This window comes from Ruegeria sp. CDSB117, assembly GCF_059611005.1.
In genome coordinates this window covers 126,328-148,039 of record NZ_JBXWOS010000001.1, presented here as the reverse complement: position 1 = coordinate 148,039, position 21,712 = coordinate 126,328, and the positions used below count along the sequence as shown (strand labels likewise).

General features: G+C 58.6%; 19 protein-coding genes. 16 read left to right on the top strand and 3 right to left on the bottom strand.

Going from position 1 to position 21,712, the window contains the following annotated elements; genetic code table 11:
• Nucleotides 1-110 precede the first annotated feature (110 nt).
• The 16 genes from AC2FJC_RS00725 (at nucleotide 111) to AC2FJC_RS00650 (ending at nucleotide 17,708) form a co-directional block, all read left to right on the top strand.
• A complete protein-coding gene (locus AC2FJC_RS00725) occupies nucleotides 111-740 on the top strand; it encodes a hypothetical protein (RefSeq protein ID WP_496738039.1) in 630 nt (209 codons plus the stop codon).
• A 137-nt stretch (nucleotides 741-877) separates the two neighbouring features.
• A complete protein-coding gene (gene ftsW / locus AC2FJC_RS00720; protein WP_058279575.1) occupies nucleotides 878-2,041 on the top strand; it encodes a putative lipid II flippase FtsW in 1,164 nt (387 codons plus the stop codon).
• Entirely contained in the window at nucleotides 2,041-3,138 is a 1,098-nt protein-coding gene (locus AC2FJC_RS00715) for a UDP-N-acetylglucosamine--N-acetylmuramyl-(pentapeptide) pyrophosphoryl-undecaprenol N-acetylglucosamine transferase (RefSeq protein ID WP_496738038.1), read from the top strand. Before ftsW ends, AC2FJC_RS00715 begins: the two co-directional genes overlap by 1 nt.
• Nucleotides 3,135-4,544: a UDP-N-acetylmuramate--L-alanine ligase gene (gene murC, locus AC2FJC_RS00710; RefSeq protein WP_496738037.1), complete on the top strand. Its 1,410-nt coding sequence runs from the start codon at nucleotides 3,135-3,137 to the stop codon at nucleotides 4,542-4,544. Before AC2FJC_RS00715 ends, murC begins: the two co-directional genes overlap by 4 nt.
• Before the next feature lie 76 nt (nucleotides 4,545-4,620).
• The gene (locus AC2FJC_RS00705; protein WP_496724398.1) at nucleotides 4,621-4,869 is read left to right on the top strand and encodes a DUF2484 family protein; all 249 of its coding nucleotides are present in this window, start codon (nucleotides 4,621-4,623) and stop codon (nucleotides 4,867-4,869) included.
• Complete coding sequence (locus AC2FJC_RS00700) at nucleotides 4,866-5,114, top strand: DUF2484 family protein (RefSeq protein ID WP_496724400.1); 249 nt, start codon at nucleotides 4,866-4,868, stop codon at nucleotides 5,112-5,114. The genes AC2FJC_RS00705 and AC2FJC_RS00700 overlap by 4 nt, the downstream gene beginning before the upstream one ends.
• 368 nt (nucleotides 5,115-5,482) lie before the next feature.
• A complete protein-coding gene (gene murB / locus AC2FJC_RS00695; RefSeq protein ID WP_496738326.1) occupies nucleotides 5,483-6,412 on the top strand; it encodes a UDP-N-acetylmuramate dehydrogenase in 930 nt (309 codons plus the stop codon).
• A 144-nt stretch (nucleotides 6,413-6,556) separates the two neighbouring features.
• Nucleotides 6,557-7,438 carry a D-alanine--D-alanine ligase gene (locus AC2FJC_RS00690; RefSeq protein ID WP_496738036.1) on the top strand — a complete coding sequence of 294 codons (882 nt, stop codon included), beginning with the start codon at nucleotides 6,557-6,559 and terminating at the stop codon, nucleotides 7,436-7,438.
• Nucleotides 7,426-8,421, top strand: coding sequence for a cell division protein FtsQ/DivIB (locus AC2FJC_RS00685; RefSeq protein WP_496738035.1), 996 nt, complete (start codon nucleotides 7,426-7,428; stop codon nucleotides 8,419-8,421). The genes AC2FJC_RS00690 and AC2FJC_RS00685 overlap by 13 nt, the downstream gene beginning before the upstream one ends.
• An 8-nt stretch (nucleotides 8,422-8,429) precedes the next feature.
• Nucleotides 8,430-9,764 (top strand): cell division protein FtsA, encoded by a 1,335-nt coding sequence (gene ftsA / locus AC2FJC_RS00680; protein WP_058279582.1) that lies wholly within the window; start codon nucleotides 8,430-8,432, stop codon nucleotides 9,762-9,764.
• Complete coding sequence (locus tag AC2FJC_RS00675; RefSeq protein ID WP_496695898.1) at nucleotides 9,751-10,164, top strand: hypothetical protein; 414 nt, start codon at nucleotides 9,751-9,753, stop codon at nucleotides 10,162-10,164. Before ftsA ends, AC2FJC_RS00675 begins: the two co-directional genes overlap by 14 nt.
• A gap of 349 nt (nucleotides 10,165-10,513) precedes the next feature.
• Nucleotides 10,514-12,133, top strand: a complete 1,620-nt coding sequence (gene ftsZ, locus AC2FJC_RS00670; RefSeq protein WP_496738034.1) for a cell division protein FtsZ — start codon at nucleotides 10,514-10,516, stop codon at nucleotides 12,131-12,133.
• Nucleotides 12,134-12,346: 213 nt separating this feature from the next.
• The gene (gene lpxC, locus AC2FJC_RS00665) at nucleotides 12,347-13,267 is read left to right on the top strand and encodes a UDP-3-O-acyl-N-acetylglucosamine deacetylase (protein ID WP_108859456.1); all 921 of its coding nucleotides are present in this window, start codon (nucleotides 12,347-12,349) and stop codon (nucleotides 13,265-13,267) included.
• 127 nt (nucleotides 13,268-13,394) lie between these two features.
• Nucleotides 13,395-14,237, top strand: coding sequence for an outer membrane protein assembly factor BamD (locus AC2FJC_RS00660; protein WP_496724414.1), 843 nt, complete (start codon nucleotides 13,395-13,397; stop codon nucleotides 14,235-14,237).
• A gap of 35 nt (nucleotides 14,238-14,272) precedes the next feature.
• On the top strand, nucleotides 14,273-15,922 hold the full coding sequence (gene recN, locus AC2FJC_RS00655) for a DNA repair protein RecN (RefSeq protein ID WP_496738033.1): 1,650 nt from the start codon (nucleotides 14,273-14,275) through the stop codon (nucleotides 15,920-15,922).
• A gap of 100 nt (nucleotides 15,923-16,022) precedes the next feature.
• Nucleotides 16,023-17,708, top strand: a complete 1,686-nt coding sequence (locus AC2FJC_RS00650) for a chloride channel protein (RefSeq protein WP_282119140.1) — start codon at nucleotides 16,023-16,025, stop codon at nucleotides 17,706-17,708.
• On the opposite strand, the gene AC2FJC_RS00645 is transcribed toward AC2FJC_RS00650, so the two are convergent.
• The 3 genes from AC2FJC_RS00645 to AC2FJC_RS00635 form a co-directional block, all read right to left on the bottom strand.
• Nucleotides 17,705-19,072 (bottom strand): DUF3179 domain-containing protein, encoded by a 1,368-nt coding sequence (locus AC2FJC_RS00645; protein WP_496738032.1) that lies wholly within the window; start codon nucleotides 19,070-19,072, stop codon nucleotides 17,705-17,707. The genes AC2FJC_RS00650 and AC2FJC_RS00645 overlap by 4 nt on opposite strands.
• A gap of 396 nt (nucleotides 19,073-19,468) precedes the next feature.
• Entirely contained in the window at nucleotides 19,469-19,810 is a 342-nt protein-coding gene (locus AC2FJC_RS00640) for a DUF427 domain-containing protein (RefSeq protein ID WP_058274347.1), read from the bottom strand.
• Between the two features lie 65 nt (nucleotides 19,811-19,875).
• Complete coding sequence (locus AC2FJC_RS00635; RefSeq protein ID WP_496738031.1) at nucleotides 19,876-21,666, bottom strand: aminopeptidase P family protein; 1,791 nt, start codon at nucleotides 21,664-21,666, stop codon at nucleotides 19,876-19,878.
• Nucleotides 21,667-21,712: the final 46 nt, after the last annotated feature.

Here is a 21,712-nt window from a genome sequence, read left to right as displayed (position 1 = left end):
CGTTCGGTCCTGCGCCTAGCGCGCCAAATACAAGAAAAGAAACAGCTAAGCACATGAAATGTTACCGAGTTTGTGGCGGTTACGGGCCGACCTACAGTACGGTCGGCTGGATGGCTGAAAAAGACGGGCCATATATCCACAAGCGCAACAAGAACTGGGACAAATGGGCTCCGATGGAGGATTTGCAGTACCAAGTCGGGGGAAACACTTGGCAAGCAGCTGGCGCCCTGACGGACGAGACTGTCGAATGCCTAAAGGACTTCTGGATCGGTACAGGCAGCGAGGAGCCGCTGAGCGACAGCCACGTGATTGGCGCGCCGGACACGCAGCCTTGGATTGACACGGTGGTCGACCAAACTTTTGTCGACGCGATGTCAGCATTTGATGATCGGCTGTTCAGTTTCGTCCAGCACGAGAAGGTCTGGGACAGAGGACGCGATTGCCCACCTTGGGATGGGGCATTTTACATTGCGACGCTTTTACCGCTGCGCCCATCCTTTGATCTGCAACATTCAGACTTGTTACCCAGTACGGATGTGGCAGAACGGTATAAGGGCAGCTACGGTTCTTCTGGAGCAAGGCGCGCCGTGAAACTGAGTGCCACATTGGAAACTCCAATCTGGCGCGATGCCTATACGCGTGAAGTCATGTGTACAGAGGAAGCACGTGCTGCTTTGGAGGCTATTGGCATCACGGAATGGTGGTTTATGCCCCGTGACCTCATCGATGACCGACATTAAAACACTGCTGTTCAGAATTGGGCGTCAAAATGCTGAACAGCATGTCATCCTACTAGCCCAAACGCAAAAATGCCTGTAGACTCTCAGTCAGATCCTGAAAAACGGGACGTTAACGAGGCAGAAAGTGGCGGTATCTCATGACTGAGATGGTGTATGGCGCGGTCCAGGACCAGCGCGGAGAACCGATTCTTCCGAAATGGTGGCGGACGATTGATCGCTGGACGATGTCCTGCGTTCTGATCCTGTTTGTCATCGGATTGTTGCTGGGGCTGGCCTCATCACCACCGCTGGCAGGGCGCAACGGGTTTGATCCGTTCCACTATGTCGAACGGCAGGCGCTGTTCGGCGGACTGGCGCTGATTGCGATGCTGCTGACGTCGATGATGTCGCCGACACTGGTGCGCCGATTAGCAGTACTTGGGTTCCTTGCCTCGTTTGTGGCGCTGGCCTTTCTGCCCGTCTTCGGAACGGATTTCGGAAAAGGGGCGGTGCGCTGGTACTCGCTGGGCTTTGCATCTTTGCAGCCGTCGGAATTTCTGAAACCCGGATTTGTCGTCGTGGCCGCGTGGCTACTGGCTGCGTCGCAACAGATCAACGGCCCTCCGGGTCGGTTGTGGTCATTTGCGTTGTGCATTGCAATTGTGGCGATGCTGGTTTTGCAACCTGACTTCGGTCAGGCCTGCCTGATCCTGTTTGGATGGGGTGTGATGTACTTTGTGGCCGGCGCGCCGATGCTGCTGCTGGTTGGCATGGCAGGGGTCGTTGTCCTAGGTGGGATGTTCGCCTATTCGAATTCGGAACACTTTGCCCGCCGTATTGATGGCTTCCTGAACCAGGAGGTCGACCCGACCACTCAGCTTGGCTATGCCACCAACGCCATCCGCGAAGGCGGTCTGTTCGGTGTCGGCGTGGGTGAGGGACAGGTGAAGTGGTCCTTGCCCGATGCCCATACGGATTTCATCATCGCCGTTGCGGCCGAAGAATACGGGCTGATCCTGGTGCTGATCATCATCGCGCTGTATTCACTGATCGTTGTACGTTCGCTTCTGCGGCTGATGCGCGAGCGCGATATGTTCATCCGTCTGGCCGGGACCGGTCTGGCCTGCATGTTCGGCGTTCAGGCCATGATTAACATGGGTGTGGCTGTGCGCCTGCTGCCTGCCAAGGGCATGACGCTGCCCTTTGTCAGCTATGGTGGGTCGTCGCTGATTGCGGGCGGCATCGCTGTTGGTATGTTGCTGGCCTTCACCAGAAGCCGCCCACAGGGCGAACTTGGTGATATTCTGCGCGGAAGAGGATGATGGGGAAACCTTATCTGTTGATTGCGGCTGGCGGCACCGGGGGCCATATGTTCCCGGCGCAGGCGTTGGCCGAAGCGATGCTGAATAAAGGCTGGCGCGTGCGCCTGTCCACGGATGAGCGTGGCGCGCGCTACACAAGCGCCTTTCCGCAAACGGTCGAGATTGTCGAGGTTGCCTCTGCCACCTTCGCGCGCGGCGGACTGGCCGCTAAGGCATTGGTCGGCCCCAGGATTGCGGGCGGCGTCAGCAGCATGGCGTTCCAGATGATGCGGGACAAACCGGACGTTGTCGTGGGCTTTGGCGGATACCCGTCGATCCCGGCTTTGGGGGCCGCGACGATGCTGAAAGTTCCGCGCATGATCCACGAACAGAATGGGGTTCTGGGGCGCGTGAACCAATTGTTTGCCACGCGTGTTGCCAACGTCGCCTGTGGTGTCTGGCCAACCGATCTGCCCGAAGGGGCCAATGGAATCCACACCGGAAACCCGGTCCGCGCCGCCGTGCTTGAGCGCGAGGCCGCAGGTTACATCCCACCGGGCGACTATCCTATGTCTATTCTGGTTATGGGCGGCAGTCAGGGTGCGCGCATTCTCAGCGATATTGTCCCTGGCGCGATTGCTGCCTTGCCTGACGACTTGCGCAGCCATATCCGTGTTGCACATCAGGCCCGCGACGAGGATGGGGAACGTGTTACGGCGTTCTATGCCGAACATGGTATCCGGGCCGAGGTCAAACCTTTCTTTGACGACGTTCCGCGTCGCATGTCGGATGCACAACTTGTCATCAGCCGGTCCGGCGCATCCAGCGTGGCGGATATCTCGGTCATCGGACGTCCATCGATCCTGATCCCGTTCGCCGCAGCCGCAGGCGACCATCAAACTGCGAACGCGCGAGGATTGGTTCAGGCAGGCGGCGCGATCATGATCCCGGAAAACGCACTTGACGTTCCCGCGCTTGCAGAGCAAATCAGCGCCGTTCTTACCAACCCCGAAGCCGCCCAAAAGATGGCCCATGCCGCCCTCTCGACCGGTGCCCCCGACGCGACTGAACGTCTGACGGCCCTTGTCGAACAACTGGCGCAGAAGGAGACCACATGAATCCTGCAACCAAACTGCCGCAAGACGTAGGGTCGATTCACTTTGTGGGGATCGGCGGAATTGGGATGTCGGGCATTGCCGAGGTTTTGCTGAACCTCGGTTACCGCGTGCAGGGGTCCGACCTGAAGGCGTCCAAGATCACTGATCGTCTGGCGAGCCTTGGGGCTGAGATATTTGTCGGCCAGCGTGCCGAAAACCTTGAAAACGCGGCCGTTGTTGTGGTGTCGACCGCGATCAAGCCTGGCAACCCCGAGCTGGACGGCGCCCGGGCGCAAGGCCTGCCGGTTGTTCGTCGCGCCGACATGCTGGCCGAGCTGATGCGCCTGAAATCCAACATCGCCATTGCCGGAACCCACGGCAAGACCACCACGACCACCATGATGGCCGAGCTGATGGTGGCCGGCGATTTCGATCCGACCGTCATCAATGGCGGCATCATCCATGCCTACGGTTCGAACGCACGGATGGGGCAGGGTGAATGGATGGTGGTCGAGGCCGACGAATCCGACGGTTCGTTCAACCGACTGCCCGCGACCATTGCCATTGTTACGAATATCGACCCCGAGCATATGGAGCATTGGGGTGACTTCGACCAACTGCGCGACGGGTTCTACGAGTTCGTCTCGAACCTGCCATTCTACGGTCTGGCTGTGTGCTGCACGGACCATGCAGAGGTGCAGACGTTGGTTGGACGTATCACCGACCGCCGGGTCCGGACCTATGGGTTCAATGCGCAGGCTGATGTTCGTGCGTTGAACCTGACCTACAGGGGCGGCGTGGCGCATTTCGACATCCACCTTCAGTACGAAGATAAGATGATCGAGGGCTGCACATTGCCGATGCCCGGCGACCACAATGTCTCAAACGCGCTGTCTGCAGTGGCCGTCGCCCGCCATCTGGGTATGAAGGCCTCGGAAATCCGTGATGCGCTGGCTAATTTTGGCGGCGTCAACCGCCGCTTCACTAAGGTCGGCGAGGTCGATGGCGTCACCATTATCGACGATTACGGCCACCATCCGGTAGAGATTGCAGCCGTTCTTAAAGCTGCGCGCCAGGCCACCGATGGGCGCGTGATCGCCGTGCACCAACCGCACCGGTACTCGCGCCTGTCCAATCTGTTTGACGATTTCTGCACCTGCTTCAATGACGCGGACGTTGTCGCCATCGCTGATGTTTTCTCTGCCGGAGAGGACCCGATCGAAGGAGCCAGCCGAGATGATCTGGTGCAAGGCCTGATCCGTCACGGTCACCGCCACGCGCGTGCATTGCTGAACGAAAACGATCTGGAGCGCCTTGTGCGCGAACAGGCCCGCCCCGGCGACATGGTCGTCTGTCTCGGCGCTGGTACGATCAGCACTTGGGCCAACGGGCTGCCAGAAGGGCTGCGACAAAAACAAGCCGTTTGATGGAATGGACTCTCTAGCATTGCAACTTTAAAGTGTGATGTTGCAGTTGCAGCAAGGATCGTCCTCGGAGGGGCAGTTGGTATATTCGGTGCTTTTTGCTGGCTTGTGGGTTTTGGCCTCAACGATCGTCGCCATGCTGCCAATGCGCCTGCAATTTCCGCCGGGCATTGTGCTGTTCGTTTCCGCTCCTGCGCTGATCGTCTGGCTGGGTCATGACTTTGGCTGGTTTTTCTCGTTGCTGGCCTTTGCTGCCTTTGCATCCATGTTCCGCAATCCCATTCGCTATTACTGGCGCCGCTGGACCGGGCAGGAGGTCGAGGAGTGAACTGGTCGATCGCCCTTGCCGCTCTGTGGGGGATCGCCGCAAATGTGCTGGCGATGATCCCCAGCAAGGACAACCATTGGACCCGTGCTTATGTCCTGATCGCTGTGGGGATTCCAATACTGGGTTACGTCACTTTGCAGAACGGCCCGTGGATCGGGCTGATCGTTCTGGCGGCGGGTATGTCGGTACTGCGTTGGCCTGTGATCTATCTGGGGCGGTGGGTGCGGCGTATGGTCGGAGAATAGAATTGGACCCCAGAATATTCGCGTTTCTCTGCGGGCTTACCTTAGTTTCTGTTATGGTCGCGATGTATTCGCATCTACGTACGAAAGCAGGCAAACTTCGCGGCCCACTCATTTTGATTTTGTTTTTGATTGCGTCGGGACTTTACGGCTTTGTTACCCGTATACATTTCGAGCCAGTATCTATCGATAAACAAACCGCAACGATAGACGCTTGGATTGTGATCTACGTGCTAGCGGTCTCCATTCCGTTGATTGCCGCCTTATGCGTTGGGTTTGTCACCGGGGGGCTGCACCGCGTTCTGGCGCGGTGGAAGAACAATTCCAAGCAATTGGGTGACAAAACCGTTCAAGCAGATTACCAGAGCACCATGGATCAATTGCTTCCCAAGCCACGCGGCAAACTCTCGGAAAAACGGGCTCTTAATGACTTGACCTGGCTGCGTGTTGGCGGCCCGGCTGATTATTTGTTTCAACCTGCTGACACCGAGGATTTGCAGGAATTCCTCCGTGATCTGCCCGGCGACGTCTCGGTCTTTCCCATGGGTGTCGGGTCAAACCTGATCGTTCGCGATGGCGGTTTGCGCGCGGTTGTGATCCGATTGGGGCGCGGGTTCAATGCTACCTCGGTTGAGGGAAACATCGTCACCGCCGGAGCTGCCGCGTTGGATGCGCATGTGGCGCGCAAGGCAGCGGATGCGGGCGTGGACCTGACCTTTTTGCGCACTATTCCCGGCTCGATTGGCGGCGCGGTGCGGATGAACGCAGGGTGCTATGGCAGCTACACGGCGAACGTGCTGCGCAAGGCGACCATTGTTACCCGGCAGGGTGAGCTTGTGGAACTGACTCCGGAAGACCTGAATTTTCGTTATCGCCAGTCCGATCTGCCCGAAGGCGCGGTACTAATCTCGGCCACTTTCGAAGGTCCGTCCGGCGATCCGGAAGAGCTGCGCGCCCGGATGTCCGCGCAGTTGCAAAAACGCGACGAAACCCAGCCGACCAAAGACCGCAGCGCCGGGTCAACCTTCCGCAACCCAGCGGGGTTTTCCTCGACCGGGCGGGCAGATGATGTGCACGACCTCAAAGCGTGGAAGGTCATTGACGATGCGGGCATGCGCGGCGCGACGCGCGGCGGCGCACAGATGAGCGAAAAGCACTCGAACTTCCTGATCAATACGGGTGATGCCTCTGCCGCGGACCTCGAAGGTCTGGGCGAAGAGGTGCGAAAAAAGGTTTACGAAACAAGCGGCATCACGCTAGAGTGGGAAATCATGCGGGTCGGTGATCCGCTGACAGAATAAAGCCCTGACCGTCAGACCATAACAGGCAAATTAAGGCGACGGATCAAGGAGATAAACGCAGTACGGACCACCACATAAGGTCCGGGGACATTGAGGCGCACGTTGGGTATGTCGAGCAGGACAAGCCCCAAAGTGGCGGTATTGATGGGTGGACCCTCGAAGGAACGCGAGGTGTCTCTCAGCTCTGGGCGCGAATGCGCAGCCGCCCTTGTGGGAGAAGGCTTTGAAGTAGTCGAGCTGGACGCAGGTCCTGACCTCTATGCGCGCCTTTTGGAAATCAAACCAGACGTTGTGTTTAACGCCCTGCATGGCCGCTGGGGCGAGGATGGCTGCGTTCAGGGTCTGCTGGAATGGATGCGTATTCCGTACACGCACTCTGGAGTTCTGGCCTCGGCGTTGGCGATGGACAAACAGCGCAGCAAAGAGGTGTTTGAGGCCGAGGGCCTGCCCGTTGTTGCCAGTGTGATCGTACCCAAGGTCGAGGTGGTCAAGGCTCATGTGATGGAGCCCCCTTACGTGGCAAAGCCCAACAACGAAGGCTCCAGCGTTGGGATCTACATCGTGCATGAAGGGTCCAATGGCCCTCCGCAACTGTCGGATGAAATGCCCGATCAGGTGATGGTCGAGAAATACATTGCCGGGCGCGAGCTGACCGTGACGGTGATGAATGACAAGGCGCTGACCGTTACCGAGATTATGACCGATGGCGGTTGGTACGATTATGACGCCAAGTACAAGCCCGGCGGATCATGGCATGTTTTGCCCGCTGACGTTCCGGCCGAGATATTTGATCTGTGCATGGACTATGCATTGCGCGCTCATTCTGCGCTGGGATGCAAGGGCGTAAGCCGTACGGATTTCCGCTGGGATGACAGTATGGGTGCCGATGGGCTGTTCCTGCTCGAGACCAATACTCAGCCCGGCATGACGCCGACGTCGCTGGTGCCTGAACAGGCCGCGCATATGGGTATGAGTTTCGGGCAGCTCTGCGCCTGGATGGTGGAGGACGCATCATGCGACCGCTGAGAGCCACCCGAGCGCCTGTTGTGCACCGGCCCAAGCAATTGGCCGGCCCCGACGCCGATTTCGAATCCGGCGCACGTACTGGAGCCGAACCCAAATTGCGGCTGCGCGGGATGTTTGGCCGCAAGGGCGATCGCCTCGACCCCGCCCCGTCGCGCCTTAGCTACCGCCTGCAGCGCTGGATGCTGACGCGGGGCGTTCGGCGTAGCCTGAAATTTGGCCTGCCGGTGCTTGCGATCTGCGCCGCAGTTGGCATTTATTTCGGCTCGCAAGAGCGTCGCGATGCGGTGGTGGCCTATGTCATCGACATCAAAACCTCGATCCAGCAACGGCCAGAGTTCATGGTCAACCTAATGGCCATTGACGGGGCAGGGACCAACCTGTCCGAGGATATTCGTGAGGTCGTGCCGCTGGATTTCCCTGTCAGCTCATGGGATCTGGATGTTGAGCAAATCCGCGACACGATTACCGGGCTGAATCCGGTCAAATCCGCCACGGTACGGGTGCGACCGGGCGGCATTCTGCAGGTGGATGTGGTCGAGCGTCAGCCCGTCATCGTCTGGCGTACGCGCCGTGGGATCGAATTGCTGGATGAGACCGGCGCGCATGTGGAACGCATCGCGTCGCGCAAGGAGCACTCTAATTTACCTCTGATCGCGGGCAAAGGTGCAGACGGTCACGTGGGTGAGGCGCTTGAATTGCTGACAACCGCCCGCAGCCTGGGCGGCCGTGTGCGCGGGCTGGTCCGGATCGGTGAGCGTCGCTGGGACCTGGTTATGGACCGCGGCCAGCGCATCATGTTGCCGACCGAGCGCCCCGTACGCGCGTTGGAACGCGTTCTGGCCGTGAATGAGGTGCAGGACCTTTTGGAACGTGACGTGGCGGTAGTCGACATGCGCCTTGGGCAACGTCCGACAATAAGAATGACCAAAGCTGCCAGCGAAGACTGGTGGAATACAAAAGTGACAGTGGGTAGCGAGCAGTAACGACCATGATGACCGATCTTTATCAGTCCCAGCGCGCCATGCGGCAGATGCGCAGACAAGCCATGCAGCGCGGTGTTGTCGCCATTCTCGATGTTGGCAGCTCCAAGATTGCCTGTCTTGTACTGCGCTTTGACGGGACCGGCCGCCTGAGCGAGGACAACACCATCGGGTCGATGGCCGGGCAGACCGGCTTTCGAGTGATTGGTGCTGCGACCACACGGTCGCGGGGCGTTCAATTTGGCGAAGTCACCGCCATGCAGGAAACGGAACGGGCTATCCGGACCGCTTTGCAAGCGGCGCAAAAAATGGCTGATATCCGGGTCGATCATGTGATTGCCAGCTTCTCGGGTGCGAACCCGCGCTCTTACGGGTTAGATGCGCAGGTCGATCTTGAGGGGCAGGTCGTGACGGAGGCCGAAGTTGGCCGAGTACTGAACGCCTGTGACGTGCCGGACTACGGGGCAGGGCGCGAGGTGTTGCATGCCCAACCGGTCAACTTCGCTTTGGACAACCGCTCGGGACTGATCGACCCGCGCGGCCAAATGGGGCAGAGCCTTGCCGTCGACATGCACATGCTGACCGTCGACGCGACCGCGATCCAGAACATAGTGCGCTGTATCAAACGCTGTGATCTGGAATTGGCCGGAATTGCAAACTCGGCCTATGTGTCTGGTGTTTCCGCCTTGGTCGAGGATGAGCAGGAACTGGGCGCGGCCTGTATCGACATGGGTGGCGGCACGACCAGCGTTTCGATCTTTATGAAAAAGCACATGATCTATGCCGACTGCGTGCGCATGGGTGGCGATCACGTAACCTCGGACATTTCGATGGGGTTGGGTATTCCGGCCTCTGTGGCTGAGCGGATCAAAACCTTTAACGGCGGGGTTCACGCAACGGGCGCGGATGATCGGGACCTGATCGACATCGGTGGGGATACTGGCGACTGGGAACATGATCGCCGCACCGTCAGCCGTGCTGAACTGATCGGGATCATGCGCCCCCGCGTCGAGGAAATCCTTGAAGAAGTGCGCGTTCGTCTGGATGCGGCCGGGTTCGAGCATATGCCCAGCCAGCAGATTGTTCTGACCGGTGGTGGCAGTCAGATCATGGGTCTGGACGGCCTGGCGACCCGCATCCTTGGGCAGCGTGTCCGCCTTGGCCGGCCGCTGCGTGTGCATGGTCTACCGCAATCGGCGACCGGGCCGGGGTTCTCGTCCGCAGTGGGGCTCAGCCTGTTTGCAGCGCACCCGCAGGACGAATGGTGGGACTTTGAAATCCCTGTCGACACCTATGCCGCGCGCCCGTTCAAGCGGGCCGTGCGTTGGTTCCGTGACAATTGGTAAGCTAGGGGTCGCAGCGCTGCTGGCCCTGACACCGCTGACCGCTCAGGCGCAAACCCGGATCACCCCTGAGGCATTTCTGGATGCGGTTCTGGGCAAAACCGTCGACTTTCATGACTTTCGCAGCGGCGACCTTGTTGGCACCGAAGAATTTCTCAGCTCCACCGTTTCGGTTTGGCGCCGTGAAGGAAGAGGGTGCGTTTATGGGCATATCACAACGCCGAACGGCCAAATCTGTTTTCTCTATGATGATGCCGTCGAAGGGCCAGCGGTGTGTTGGTGGCCTTTCGAATATAAGGGCAAGTTGATGGTGCGACTGGCCACTTTTGCGGACAGCGAAATCCAGGAGGTGCGCAGCATCACCGAGGACGGTTTGAATTGTCCAAGTGCCCCGATCAGCTAAAGAAATGGGTTGCAGCTGACTCGTTTATCCCGCAAGATATCCACAAGGCCCGACAGAGGCCCGCGGCAGGACCTGAGCAGTTTTCCGCAGTTTGACAGTTTATGAGTCCCTTTGGTGATGCGTTGGTTGAGTGCCGCGCGCAAATCGCCTGTTTTGTGCTACATTGAGTTCTTTACGCAACATCTGGCGGTATTTGCGAAATACTGCCGGTCAGCGCCTTATTTCCTCCATATTTTGTGGAATTGCGCGATTTTTGGCGTGACGTTTGCCGTTTCAAACGGTAGGATTGCTAGTGGATAGGTAAGAAAAACACCGCTTTGGCGGGAACAAAAAAACAGGCGGACAGAGCATGACATTGAATCTTTCGATGCCCGGGCACGACGAACTGAAGCCTCGGATCACAGTATTTGGCGTTGGTGGTGCAGGCGGCAACGCTGTCAACAACATGATTGAGAAACAGCTGGACGGCGTCGATTTTGTGGTCGCCAACACCGATGCACAGGCACTGCAACAAAGCCAGTCCTCGGCACGGGTTCAACTGGGCGTGAAAGTCACCGAAGGTCTGGGGGCAGGGGCCCGTCCGACTGTGGGTGCGGCAGCAGCCGAAGAAAGCATTGAACAGATCGTTGATCACCTGGCCGGCGCGCATATGTGCTTTATCACCGCCGGAATGGGCGGTGGCACCGGTACAGGCGCGGCCCCGATCATCGCGCAAGCTGCACGGGAATTGGGCGTTCTGACTGTTGGTGTTGTGACCAAGCCCTTCCAGTTTGAGGGTGCCAAGCGGATGCGTCAGGCCGAAGACGGCGTTGAGATGCTGCAAAAGGTCGTCGACACTCTGATCATCATCCCGAACCAGAACCTGTTCCGTCTGGCCAACGAAAAGACCACCTTTACCGAGGCGTTCTCGATGGCGGACGATGTTCTCTATCAGGGCGTCAAAGGCGTGACCGATCTGATGGTCCGTCCGGGCCTGATCAACCTCGACTTTGCAGACGTTCGCGCCGTGATGGACGAGATGGGCAAAGCGATGATGGGAACGGGCGAGGCCACCGGCGAAGATCGCGCGGTTCAGGCTGCCGAGAAGGCGATCGCCAACCCGCTGCTGGACGAAATCAGCCTCAAGGGTGCCAAGGGTGTTCTGATCAACATCACCGGCTCGCACGACCTGACCCTGTTCGAACTGGACGAAGCCGCTAACCGCATCCGCGAAGAAGTGGACCCCGAGGCGAACATCATCGTTGGTTCGACTCTAGATACCGTGATGGAAGGCGGCATGCGCGTATCGGTTGTGGCGACCGGTATCGATGCCAGTGAAAAGCAGGAAGATGTCCCCGTCGCGCGCCGTTCAATGTCGGCACCGCTGACCCGCACCGTTTCGGCAGAAGAGTCGGTGCAGGAAGAGGCTCCGGTTGCTGCGGAAGTCGCTGAGCACGCGCCGCAACAAGATATTATCCGCGAACCCTCGCTGTTTGAAGCGCCGGAAGAGCCTGCACAGTCGCAGTTCCAGTCGCGCGCCCGGCAGGATGATGATGGTCTGCCTCCGCCGGCCTATCAGCCGCGCGTTGCCGAATTCGAGCCGACCCCCGAACCGGTTGAGCCTGCGTCCGAAAACTATGTCGCGCCGCAGCCTCAACCGGCAGCGGGAACACCGTCGCCCGAGGCGCTGCAGCGCTTGCAGGCCGCAGTCCAGAACGTTCCGCCGTCCGAGCGGAGCCCTTCGATGGCTCGCCCTGCGACCCCACAGCCGACCCCTGTGCCGGAGGAAGAAGCGCATGATCGTCCCCGCTTTGGCTTTAACCGGCTGATCGATCGGATGACCGGTCACGCGGCAGATACTCCGGCGCAACCACCGCGTCAGCAGCCCGTTATGCGCCAATCTGACGCTACGGCACCTGCAAGGGATGAGGTCGATCCCGAACAGGACCGGATCGAAATTCCCGCCTTTTTGCGGCGCCAGGCCAACTGATCGCGGTAACAAAATGAATGCAGAGGGTCGCCAAATGGCGGCCCTTTTCTTTTGTTTTACAGATGCTTAATGGGGTGTAAGCAGGGATTTGCCGATCTGTCACATACATGTTTCATTCGGTTGCAAAGAGTGAGTTGAGCCTTGACGCCGCCTTCCTTAACTGAGTGTCCAACACGGCCAACCGAGGCCGGACACCACTCTTCGAGGTTCACCTTGCAACATACGCTCAAATCTCCGGTCACGTTTACAGGCGTCGGACTGCATAGCGGTAAGCCTGCGACGATGGTCCTGAAACCGGCAGCCGCCGGTCACGGCATCTGGTTCAAACGGACGGATATTGAGCTGGGCAATGCCCTTGTCCCTGCGATCTATGACGTGGTCGAGCGTACCCCGCTGTGCACCCGCCTGATCAACGACGCGGGTGTGTCTGTGTCCACGGTCGAGCACATCATGGCCGCGTTGGCCGGTTGCGGAATACATAACGCGCTGATCGAGATTGATGGTCCCGAAGTTCCGATCATGGATGGGTCTTCGATTGATTTCGTTCGCGGTATCATGGCGAAGGGCGTGCGTCGCCAAGCCAGCCCGGTTCTGGCCTATGAGGTTCTTAAGCCGGTGACCGCTGTGCGCGAAGGTGCTAGCGCTTCGATTGCGCCTGCAAACGGTCTGATCATCGACTTTCATATCGACTTCGAAGACGGTGCCATTGGCAACCAGACCAAGACCTTGGATATGCGCAACGGTTCGTTCGCACGTGAGCTGTGTGACTGCCGGACGTTCTGCCGCCGTACTGATGTTGAGGCGATGCGCGAAAACGGGCTGGCTTTGGGCGGCACGCTGGAAAATGCCGTCGTTGTTCAGGGTGACGAAGTCCTTACGCCGGGTGGTTTCCGCCGCGCGGACGAGGCTGTGCGTCACAAGATGCTGGATGCCCTTGGTGACCTGTATTTGGCAGGCGGTCCGATCTTTGGTCACTTTACCGGTGACAAATCAGGCCATGCAATGACCAATACTCTGCTGCGCAAGCTGTTCGAGACGCCGGGTGCGGTCCGTCCGATCCTGTGCACGCCTGAACAGGCAGCCCGCCTTCCGGGGCAGGGCCTGGTCCGGGACGAAATCCCGGAAGTCGCCTGATTGGATCAACTCTTCCGACAATTCTGCGAACGGGCGCATAAGGCGTTTTGCACCGGAATTTTATGTGCTAGACCTTGGCATAAATCGGGGCTTAACCCCGTCAAGTAATACGACAAGGATAGGCGGAATGGTTGGCACCAAAGCGGCAGTCAGGTTCGCAAGCGCGATTCTTCTGACAGCAGTTTTGACGGCATGCGCTGGAAAAGGCGCAGACCGCAATCAGAACCTGGAAGGGTTCACTCCTGAACAGATATTCACGCGCGGCGAATATGAGCTGTCGCAGAATCGTTCGGATGATGCGGCGTGGTATTTTTCAGAAGTTGAACGTCTGTATCCGTATTCCGATTGGGCCAAGCGTGCGCTGATCATGCAGGCATTCTCATACCACTCGGACAAAAACTACGAAGAAAGCCGAGGCGCCGCACAACGGTACATCGACTTTTACCCGACGGACGAAGATGCGGCTTATGCCCAATATCTTCTGGCGCTCAGCTATTATGACCAGATTGACGAGGTCGGGCGCGATCAGGGCCTGACTTTTCAGGCGTTGCAATCGCTGCGCACCGTGATCGAGGTCTACCCGGATAGCGAATACGCGACCTCTGCGGTGCTGAAATTCGATCTGGCCTTTGACCACCTGGCTGGCAAAGAGATGGAAATTGGACGCTATTATCTGCGCCAGGACCATTATACTGCAGCCATCAACCGGTTCCGTGTGGTGGTTGAAGACTTCCAGACCACATCTCACACCGCCGAAGCTCTGTACCGCTTGATTGAAGCCTATCTGGCACTGGGTCTTGTGGATGAGGCACAATCGGCGGGGGCCATTCTGGGGTACAACTATCAGTCGTCCGAATGGTACGATGCGGGCTATTCGCTGCTGACGTCACGCGGATTGGATCTCAAGAGCCGTGGCAACAACTGGCTCAGCACGATCTACCGTCAGACCGTCAAAGGTGAGTGGTTGTAATCGCCATGGCCAATGGGGTGGGACGCTAAGACCCGATGCTGCGCGCCCTCGATATCCGTGACATGCTGATCATCGACCGGCTGGAACTGACGTTTCAGCCGGGCCTGAATGCGTTGACCGGTGAAACCGGTGCGGGCAAGTCGATTCTTCTGGATTCGCTGGGATTTGTTCTGGGCTGGCGTGGCCGGGCAGAACTGGTCCGTCAGGGCGCCGCTCAGGGTGAAGTCGTGGCCGAGTTCGAATTGAACGAAGATCACGCCGCACATGCAATTCTGGCCGAAGCGGGCCTGCCCGACGGAGAAGAGCTGATCCTGCGGCGGGTGAATACGGCCGAGGGGCGTAAGACCGCGTGGGTCAATGATCGTCGTTGTTCGGGCGAGGTGCTGCGGGCATTGTCCGAGACCCTGATCGAACTGCATGGTCAACACGATGATCGCGGCCTGTTGAACCCGCGAGGTCACCGGGCAATGCTGGATGATTACGCCGGAGCAGAATCCCAACTGGCAAAGGTGCGGTCGGCCTGGTCCGAGATGTCACGTGCGCGCAAAGCTCTTGCTCAAACGGAATCGACCCTTGCGGCGATGCGCGCGGAAGAGGAATTTCTGAGGCATTCGGTATCCGAGCTTGATCAGCTGGACCCGCAACCCGGTGAGGATGCAGAGCTCGACGCCCGCCGTCGCATGATGCAAGGGGCTGAGCGTATCCGCGATGATGTCGCTCGGGCTTTCTCTCTGCTTGGCGGGGACGGGGCTGAGGGCGCCATGGCAGACGCTGTGCGTTGGCTCGAAGGCGTCTCGGATAATGCCGGCGGCCAATTGGAGGCACCAATTGCGGCCCTGGGGCGCGCCCTGATCGAATTGGGTGAGGCGCAGGACGGTGTCGATGCTTGTCTGCAGAAATTGGATTTCAATCCGGCGGAATTGGAGCAGGCCGAAGAACGCCTGTTCGCCATCCGCGCATTGGCCCGCAAACATGATGTTGTGCCTGATGATTTGGGCACCTTTGCCGAAACATTGCGTGACCGTTTGAACCGGCTTGATGCGGGCGACGCGGATCTGGCCGATCAGAGGGCAGCGGTAGACGCCGCTCAGACCGCATATGACGACGCAGCGGCCAAGCTTAGTGCTGCGCGCCAGAAGGCAGCCGGGCAGCTGGATGCCGCCGTGATGACCGAACTCGCCCCGTTGAAGATGGAACGCGCTGTGTTCCAAACCGAAATCACGGTGGCAGACCCGGGCCCCGAGGGGATTGACGCTGTGGCGTTCACGGTTGCCACCAACCCCGGCGCGCCTTCGGGACCGCTGAACAAGATCGCCTCAGGCGGTGAACTCAGTCGTTTTCTTTTGGCGCTCAAGGTCTGTCTGGCCGGTGATGACAGCGCGCGCACGATGATTTTCGACGAAATCGACCGAGGTGTCGGCGGCGCGACCGCTGATGCTGTCGGGCGGCGCCTTGCGTCGTTAGCGCATGGCGGTCAGGTGCTGGTTGTGACCCACTCTCCGCAGGTGGCGGCCCGCGCGGCGCATCACTGGCGGGTTCAAAAACACGTCACCGAAGGGCAGACCCTGTCTACCGTTGTGCCGCTGGCCGAACCCGACCGCGTGGATGAAATTGCCCGTATGGTCGCAGGTGACACGATCACGGACGAAGCCCGCGCTGCCGCCCGAGCCCTTTTGCAGGCCTGAGGCAATTCTGCCGCTTTCGCGTGTTCAATCCGTCGCGATCCCACTTTTATAAGGGCGCTCCGTGGCTTACTAAGGGGAAAGACGTGATCCCCGAGGGCCAATGACCCAATCAACCCGCACTGTTCTGCGCAACCAGCTCAATCAGGCTTTGGCCGCGATCAAGGACGCTTGGCGGGTGATGCGACGGCGTGGGCCCAGCCAGATTCAATTCTGGTTCATCGCGCTGGCGATCGGGATTGCGGCAGGTTTCATGGCATTGGGGTTCCGCAAGGCAATCCGATCGCTGCAGGCTTATGTCTATGATACGGATGACATTTTGTTGCTGCACAGCCATGCGGAAAAGCTGCCTTGGTTTCTGATCCTGATCATTCCCATCATCGGCGGGCTAATCGTGGGCGTGATCCTGAACAAGTTCACCGACGACGGACGCGTGCGATCCGTCGCTGACGTCATCGAAGGGGCCGCGGTGACCGATGGTCGCGTGGAAAGCAAGGCGGGTATCGCGTCTTTCTTTGCCTCGCTCGTCACGCTCAGCACAGGCGGGTCCACGGGCCGAGAGGGGCCGGTCGTGCACATGGCTGGTGTGATCTCAACCTGGGTCAGCAACCGCATCCATGCTGATGGCATCACCGGGCGCGACCTGTTGGGATGCGCTGTCGCCGCCGCCGTCTCGGCCAGCTTTAACTCACCGATCGCAGGTGCACTGTTCGCGCTTGAGGTCGTACTGCGCCACTTTGCAGTGCATGCGTTTGCGCCCATCGTGATCGCTTCGGTTGCGGGGACGGTGATCAACCGGCTGGAATATGGCGACGTGACCGAGTTTGTTCTGGATACACCCGGTTCTCTGCAATTCTACGTGGAATTGCCTGCCTTTCTGTTACTTGGCCTAATCTGCGGGCTGGTTTCGCTTCTGCTCATGCGGTCGATCTTTTTTGCCGAAGATATCGGCAACCATATCCAGAACCGGCTTGCCTTGCCTGGCTGGCTGCGCCCAGCTGTTTCAGGCGCGATGTTGGGGCTGCTGGCGATCTGGTTCCCGCACATCATCGGCGTCGGGTATGAAACGACGATCCGCGCTTTGGCAGGTGACCTGACCCTGAGTTTTGCCATCCTGTTTGCCGTAATCAAGACGGTTGCCGTGGCGATCACCATGGGCGGACGTATGGGCGGCGGGGTGTTTTCCCCATCGCTGATGATTGGGGCGTTGACCGGACTGGCCTTCGGCCTGATCGCAACCGGGCTGCTGCCTGATGTTTCTGGCACCCATACGCTCTATGCCTTTGCCGGAATGGGGGCCGTTGCTGCCGCGGTTCTGGGCGCACCGATTTCGACCACGATGATTGTCTTTGAACTGACCGGAGACTGGCAGATCGGCCTGGCTGTGATGGTTTCGGTGTCGATGTCGACAGCGCTGGCCTCGCGTCTTGTGGATCGGTCCTTCTTCTTGACCCAGCTGGAACGTCGTAACGTGCATCTGGCCGCAGGGCCGCAAGCCTATCTGCTGGCGATGCTGCGAACCGGGGCGGTCATGCGCCCCTTGGGCGATTCGCGCTCGATCACGAAAGAACAGGCGGTCGAATTGATCGAACAAGGGCTATGTGTTCAAGCTAGCGCCACGCTAGAGGCCGCGATGCCTTATTTCGACAGGGATGACATCCCCTGTATTCCGGTGGTGATTGTCGAAGAGGACGGCAGTGAAAACCCGGTCGGAGCGCTTTACCACGTCGATGCACTGAAAGCGTATAATCGCGCCTTGGCTGCCACGGCGGCTGAAGAGCACTCTTAGCGTTTATACACGGTCGCGGTATCGCCTAGGTAGTTGTCCCAAGCAAACCAGTACGAAATATGGCCTGCGACCCGGGGCAATTCCGTGCCTCCCGGTCCAACCAGCGCCTCTTCGGTCATGGTCCACTTCTGACCCGTTTCATCCACCAATTCGCTGCCAGACGCAGCGAACTTGTGGGATGCGCGTTCATAAGCCCGCACTGCGCGCTTCTCGTCGTTTCCGATAAGCACCAGAGGCCGGTTGGCGATGGCGTCGTTGATTACCCGGCTCCTGCCGAACGCATCCAGGGGCCATGCTCGCGCCGCGCCGAATTGCCGGATGGCGAAAACATAGTCTTTCTGCCTGTGGCTGGACTGATCGACCAGCGCCGGGAACATCAATTCGGACGAAGCGAAATACTCCCGATACACGACACCCGACCCATAGTTCCGCCGGTGACCGGTGTTCATTGAAAGAACTTTCGTTTTGGGATGCGATGTTTTCCAACTTTGCCATGTGGTGATAACCACCGGGCGTTGTTTCAACTCGATACCGCTGCCGACAAGCGCGCCAACAACTGGCTTACCGGTATATTGGTTCCACAGGGAATGCGTCTGACGATCGAACATCAGTTTATTGGATCTGTACAGAAAACCGGATGAGCCGAAGATCAGCGGTTTGCTGCGACCCGGCACTTGCGTTTCAAACAGAATGCCTGAACCACACAGTGTGCAGTAGGCCAAGGCTACCGGAACCCCGCCAATCACCTCGTTGAACATTTCATGCCAGCCCATGATCCGCAGCGGGTAAGCCCGTTCGTCCCCGTTGATCGAAACGCCAAAGACCAGGTCATCGTCCTTAAGGTAATCTGCGCGCGCGGCAGGGATCAGCGCCGGATTGTCCAGCGATGGGATACCATCCTTGTTCACACCACCCCACGCGATCTCTTCAAGCCGGATCTTCATCTTGTCGCGCTGCAAGTACTTTGGCTTCAGGAAGACATCGAAATTCGTATCTATCCCCAAAAGAACCTCGCGCTTGAACGGGATGAGCGAGGGGTGCGGCACGATTTGCGGGTTCTTTTCCTGCCAGAGCATCCACTCAAACCAGTCTTGGCCGATACTCTCACCTGTCAGGGTCTGCATGACCTTCACGATGTCGCTGCTGCGACGTCTGGCGTATCGCATACCGGTCAGCAAAGCAGGCACCACATCCGGGTTGTCGCGTTGCACGAGAATGGCCATGCCTTGCTCAAACTCCGCGTTGCTTCCGAACAAGGTGGAACGCACAGCATCCAGCACGGGGTCTTGTTGCGCGGACAACGCGCTAGGCAACAAGAGCGTGGCCCCCAATGATCCTGCGAAACTGCGACGGGTAAGTGACATGGCATCCTCTGGGCGGTGTTTGATGGCATTGTGCACGCTTGATGCCTCAAATGCATGCAACAGCCCCGTGATTGGATCGTGATCAAGCCCTGTCAGTTGCGAGCGCGCCGTTGAGCTACCAGCGAAGATTATATGCCTGCATGTTTTCGTGAAATTTTCCGGTTAGTGGTATCCAAAAAATGTCACAGATATTTTTTGTCACGATGCCAAAAATGATAATTTTTGCTATGAGTTCGAAATTCTGGCCATGCCAAGGCGGCCCGGCCAGGGATTTCTTGGTCGCGTACGAACGGCAGCAGCCCACCTAAGGTCACTGGCATCCATGGCGCAGGCCTATGGGCGTTCGTGTCACGACATGGCCTCGACCGAGCGGGTCAGAAAGCCAACCTGAGGGATTTAGATCTGTTCGACCTTAACGGAATCGACGCGGTAAAACGCGACATAACCCTTGATCTCGGCCATTGCGGCGACCGGATCCTCATAGCTCCACGCTGCGTTTTCGGTCACCGATGATTTGTTGACGATTGAGAAATGCGTTGCATCGCCTTTGTGCGGGCAATGCGTGACCTTTTCTGTACGGTCCAGAAATGCCATTCCGATATCGGCACGAGGGAAATAGATCACCGGCTCCAGATCACCTTCCAGCAGCTCCAGCGCATTCATGCTCTCTCCGAGAACGGCGCCCCCGGAACGAACGCTCCATTTACCAGCTGCTTTGCGGATCGTTATGTCTGTCATCTCTGCTTCTTCCCTCGTCTTTAGTACGGATCACTCCTCTGCCCGGTTTATGTGACAGTCCAGTGTCAGATCGGCGCAGTTGCGGCATCCAACCACAGTTGAGCGTCGTCGCCCAGCCTTGGACGAACTTTTTCCGCAACGTCGCGGTGGTATGCGTTTAGCCACGCGCGTTCTTCTGTCGTAAGCATATCGACTACAATCAGCCGCCGGTCAATTGGAACGTATGTGAGCGTCCGCCAGTTCAGCATCGCACGCTCGGTGTCTGCCGTGGGCAAGGAAGGGGCATCTTGAACCACAACAAGGTTCTCGATGCGAATGCCGAATGCGCCTTCGCGATAATATCCCGGCTCGTTTGACAGGATCATCCCCGGCTCAAGCGGAACATGGCTGACCTTCGACAAGCGCTGCGGCCCTTCGTGGACGCTCAGGTATGCGCCGACCCCGTGGCCGACCCCGTGATTGAAATCCTGCCCCGCTGCCCACAAGGGCGCGCGTGCGATGCATTCGATGTCTCGTCCGGCCAGCCCGGCGGGCCAGCGCAGCATGGACAGATCGATCATCCCTTTCAGCACGCGGGTAAAGCAGGCTTTTTCCTCAACGCCCACTTCTCCGATTGCAATGGTGCGGGTGATGTCGGTTGTGCCATCCAGATATTGACCGCCGCTATCCAAAACCAACAAGTGACCATTCTCCAGCCGGCTGTCGGTTTCTTCGGTTACCCGGTAATGCATGATCGCACCGTTGGGACCGGTGCCCGCAATCGTGTCGAACGAGATATCCTGTAGCGCGTTATCCCGGCGGCGGTTTTCCTCAAGCTGCGTGACCACCTGTGTTTCCGCCACAGTGCCCGGGGTCTGTGCGTCCAACCAGCACAGGGTTTCAATAACAGCCACCGCGTCACGAAGATGCGCCTCGGCGCTGCCTGCGATTTCGGCGGCGTTCTTGCGAGCTTTGGGCAGGGCACAGGGATCACCTGCATCCATCATTTTGTCACCCAGCACATCCGCAACTGCCTGCGGCAGGGTTCCCAAATCGACTTGAACCGCGCCGCCCAAATCCGCGGCCGCATCCAGAAAAGACCGAGGGTCGTGAACCTGAATTTGGTCGCCCAGGTGATCTAACACCCCGGCAAGTTTTTGCGCCGCCTTGAACAGATCAACCCGTCCATCGACGTGTAGAATGGCAAACCCATGGGCTACCGGGTTATACCCGATATCTGATCCACGAATGTTAAGCAGCCACATGATCGAATCCGGTAATGTAATGATGGCCGCATCACACCCGTTCTGTTTTAGATCCTCCGCCACCCGCGCAATTTTGCTTGTGGCTGTTTCCCCTGCAAACTCAATCGGATGCGCCTTAACCGGGTTCATCGGGGCGTCCGGTTGATCCGACCAAGCCCTATCCACCAGATTGTCGCTACGAACAAGTTCGACGCCGCTTGCGTTCAACTCTTTCTTCAGACTGGTAATCTGCCCCGCTGCATGCAGCCAAGGATCAAAACCAACCTTGCCGCCGTCGGGCAGCTGTTCTTTAAGCCACGCGCCCAAACTGGTTTCAGGCCAGGGCACAGGCGTGAAATCCGCCGCAACCTGAGCCTTGACCTGTGTGCGATACCGGCCATCGATGAAAACGCCGGCAATATCGGACAACACTGCACAGAAACCGGCCGACCCGGTAAAACCCGTCAGCCATGCCAGACGTTCATCGCGTGGGGCCACATACTCGCCATGATGCGCATCTGCGCGCGGGATCAGGAAACCGTCCAACCCATCCTGTGCCATCTGGGATCGCAAAGAGGCTAGTCTGGGCGGTCCCTGTTCCGGACGTGCAGTGACTGCAAAGGACTGAAACATGTGACACCTCTCGTAAACGGGGGGCAGTCCCCCTCATTTTTTGAAA

Excerpts from the sequence above, each read along its gene's own strand:
- AC2FJC_RS00725 (WP_496738039.1), top strand. The coding sequence starts at position 111 with ATGGCTGAAAAAGACGGGCCATATATCCACAAGCGCAACAAGAACTGG.
- ftsW (WP_058279575.1), top strand. The coding sequence starts at position 878 with ATGACTGAGATGGTGTATGGCGCGGTCCAGGACCAGCGCGGAGAACCG.
- AC2FJC_RS00715 (WP_496738038.1), top strand. The coding sequence starts at position 2,041 with ATGGGGAAACCTTATCTGTTGATTGCGGCTGGCGGCACCGGGGGCCAT.
- murC (WP_496738037.1), top strand. The coding sequence starts at position 3,135 with ATGAATCCTGCAACCAAACTGCCGCAAGACGTAGGGTCGATTCACTTT.
- murB (WP_496738326.1), top strand. The coding sequence starts at position 5,483 with ATGGATCAATTGCTTCCCAAGCCACGCGGCAAACTCTCGGAAAAACGG.
- AC2FJC_RS00690 (WP_496738036.1), top strand. The coding sequence starts at position 6,557 with ATGGGTGGACCCTCGAAGGAACGCGAGGTGTCTCTCAGCTCTGGGCGC.
- AC2FJC_RS00685 (WP_496738035.1), top strand. The coding sequence starts at position 7,426 with ATGCGACCGCTGAGAGCCACCCGAGCGCCTGTTGTGCACCGGCCCAAG.
- ftsA (WP_058279582.1), top strand. The coding sequence starts at position 8,430 with ATGACCGATCTTTATCAGTCCCAGCGCGCCATGCGGCAGATGCGCAGA.
- ftsZ (WP_496738034.1), top strand. The coding sequence starts at position 10,514 with ATGACATTGAATCTTTCGATGCCCGGGCACGACGAACTGAAGCCTCGG.
- AC2FJC_RS00660 (WP_496724414.1), top strand. The coding sequence starts at position 13,395 with ATGGTTGGCACCAAAGCGGCAGTCAGGTTCGCAAGCGCGATTCTTCTG.
- recN (WP_496738033.1), top strand. The coding sequence starts at position 14,273 with ATGCTGCGCGCCCTCGATATCCGTGACATGCTGATCATCGACCGGCTG.
- AC2FJC_RS00650 (WP_282119140.1), top strand. The coding sequence starts at position 16,023 with ATGACCCAATCAACCCGCACTGTTCTGCGCAACCAGCTCAATCAGGCT.
- AC2FJC_RS00645 (WP_496738032.1), bottom strand. The coding sequence starts at position 19,072 with ATGTCACTTACCCGTCGCAGTTTCGCAGGATCATTGGGGGCCACGCTC.
- AC2FJC_RS00640 (WP_058274347.1), bottom strand. The coding sequence starts at position 19,810 with ATGACAGACATAACGATCCGCAAAGCAGCTGGTAAATGGAGCGTTCGT.
- AC2FJC_RS00635 (WP_496738031.1), bottom strand. The coding sequence starts at position 21,666 with ATGTTTCAGTCCTTTGCAGTCACTGCACGTCCGGAACAGGGACCGCCC.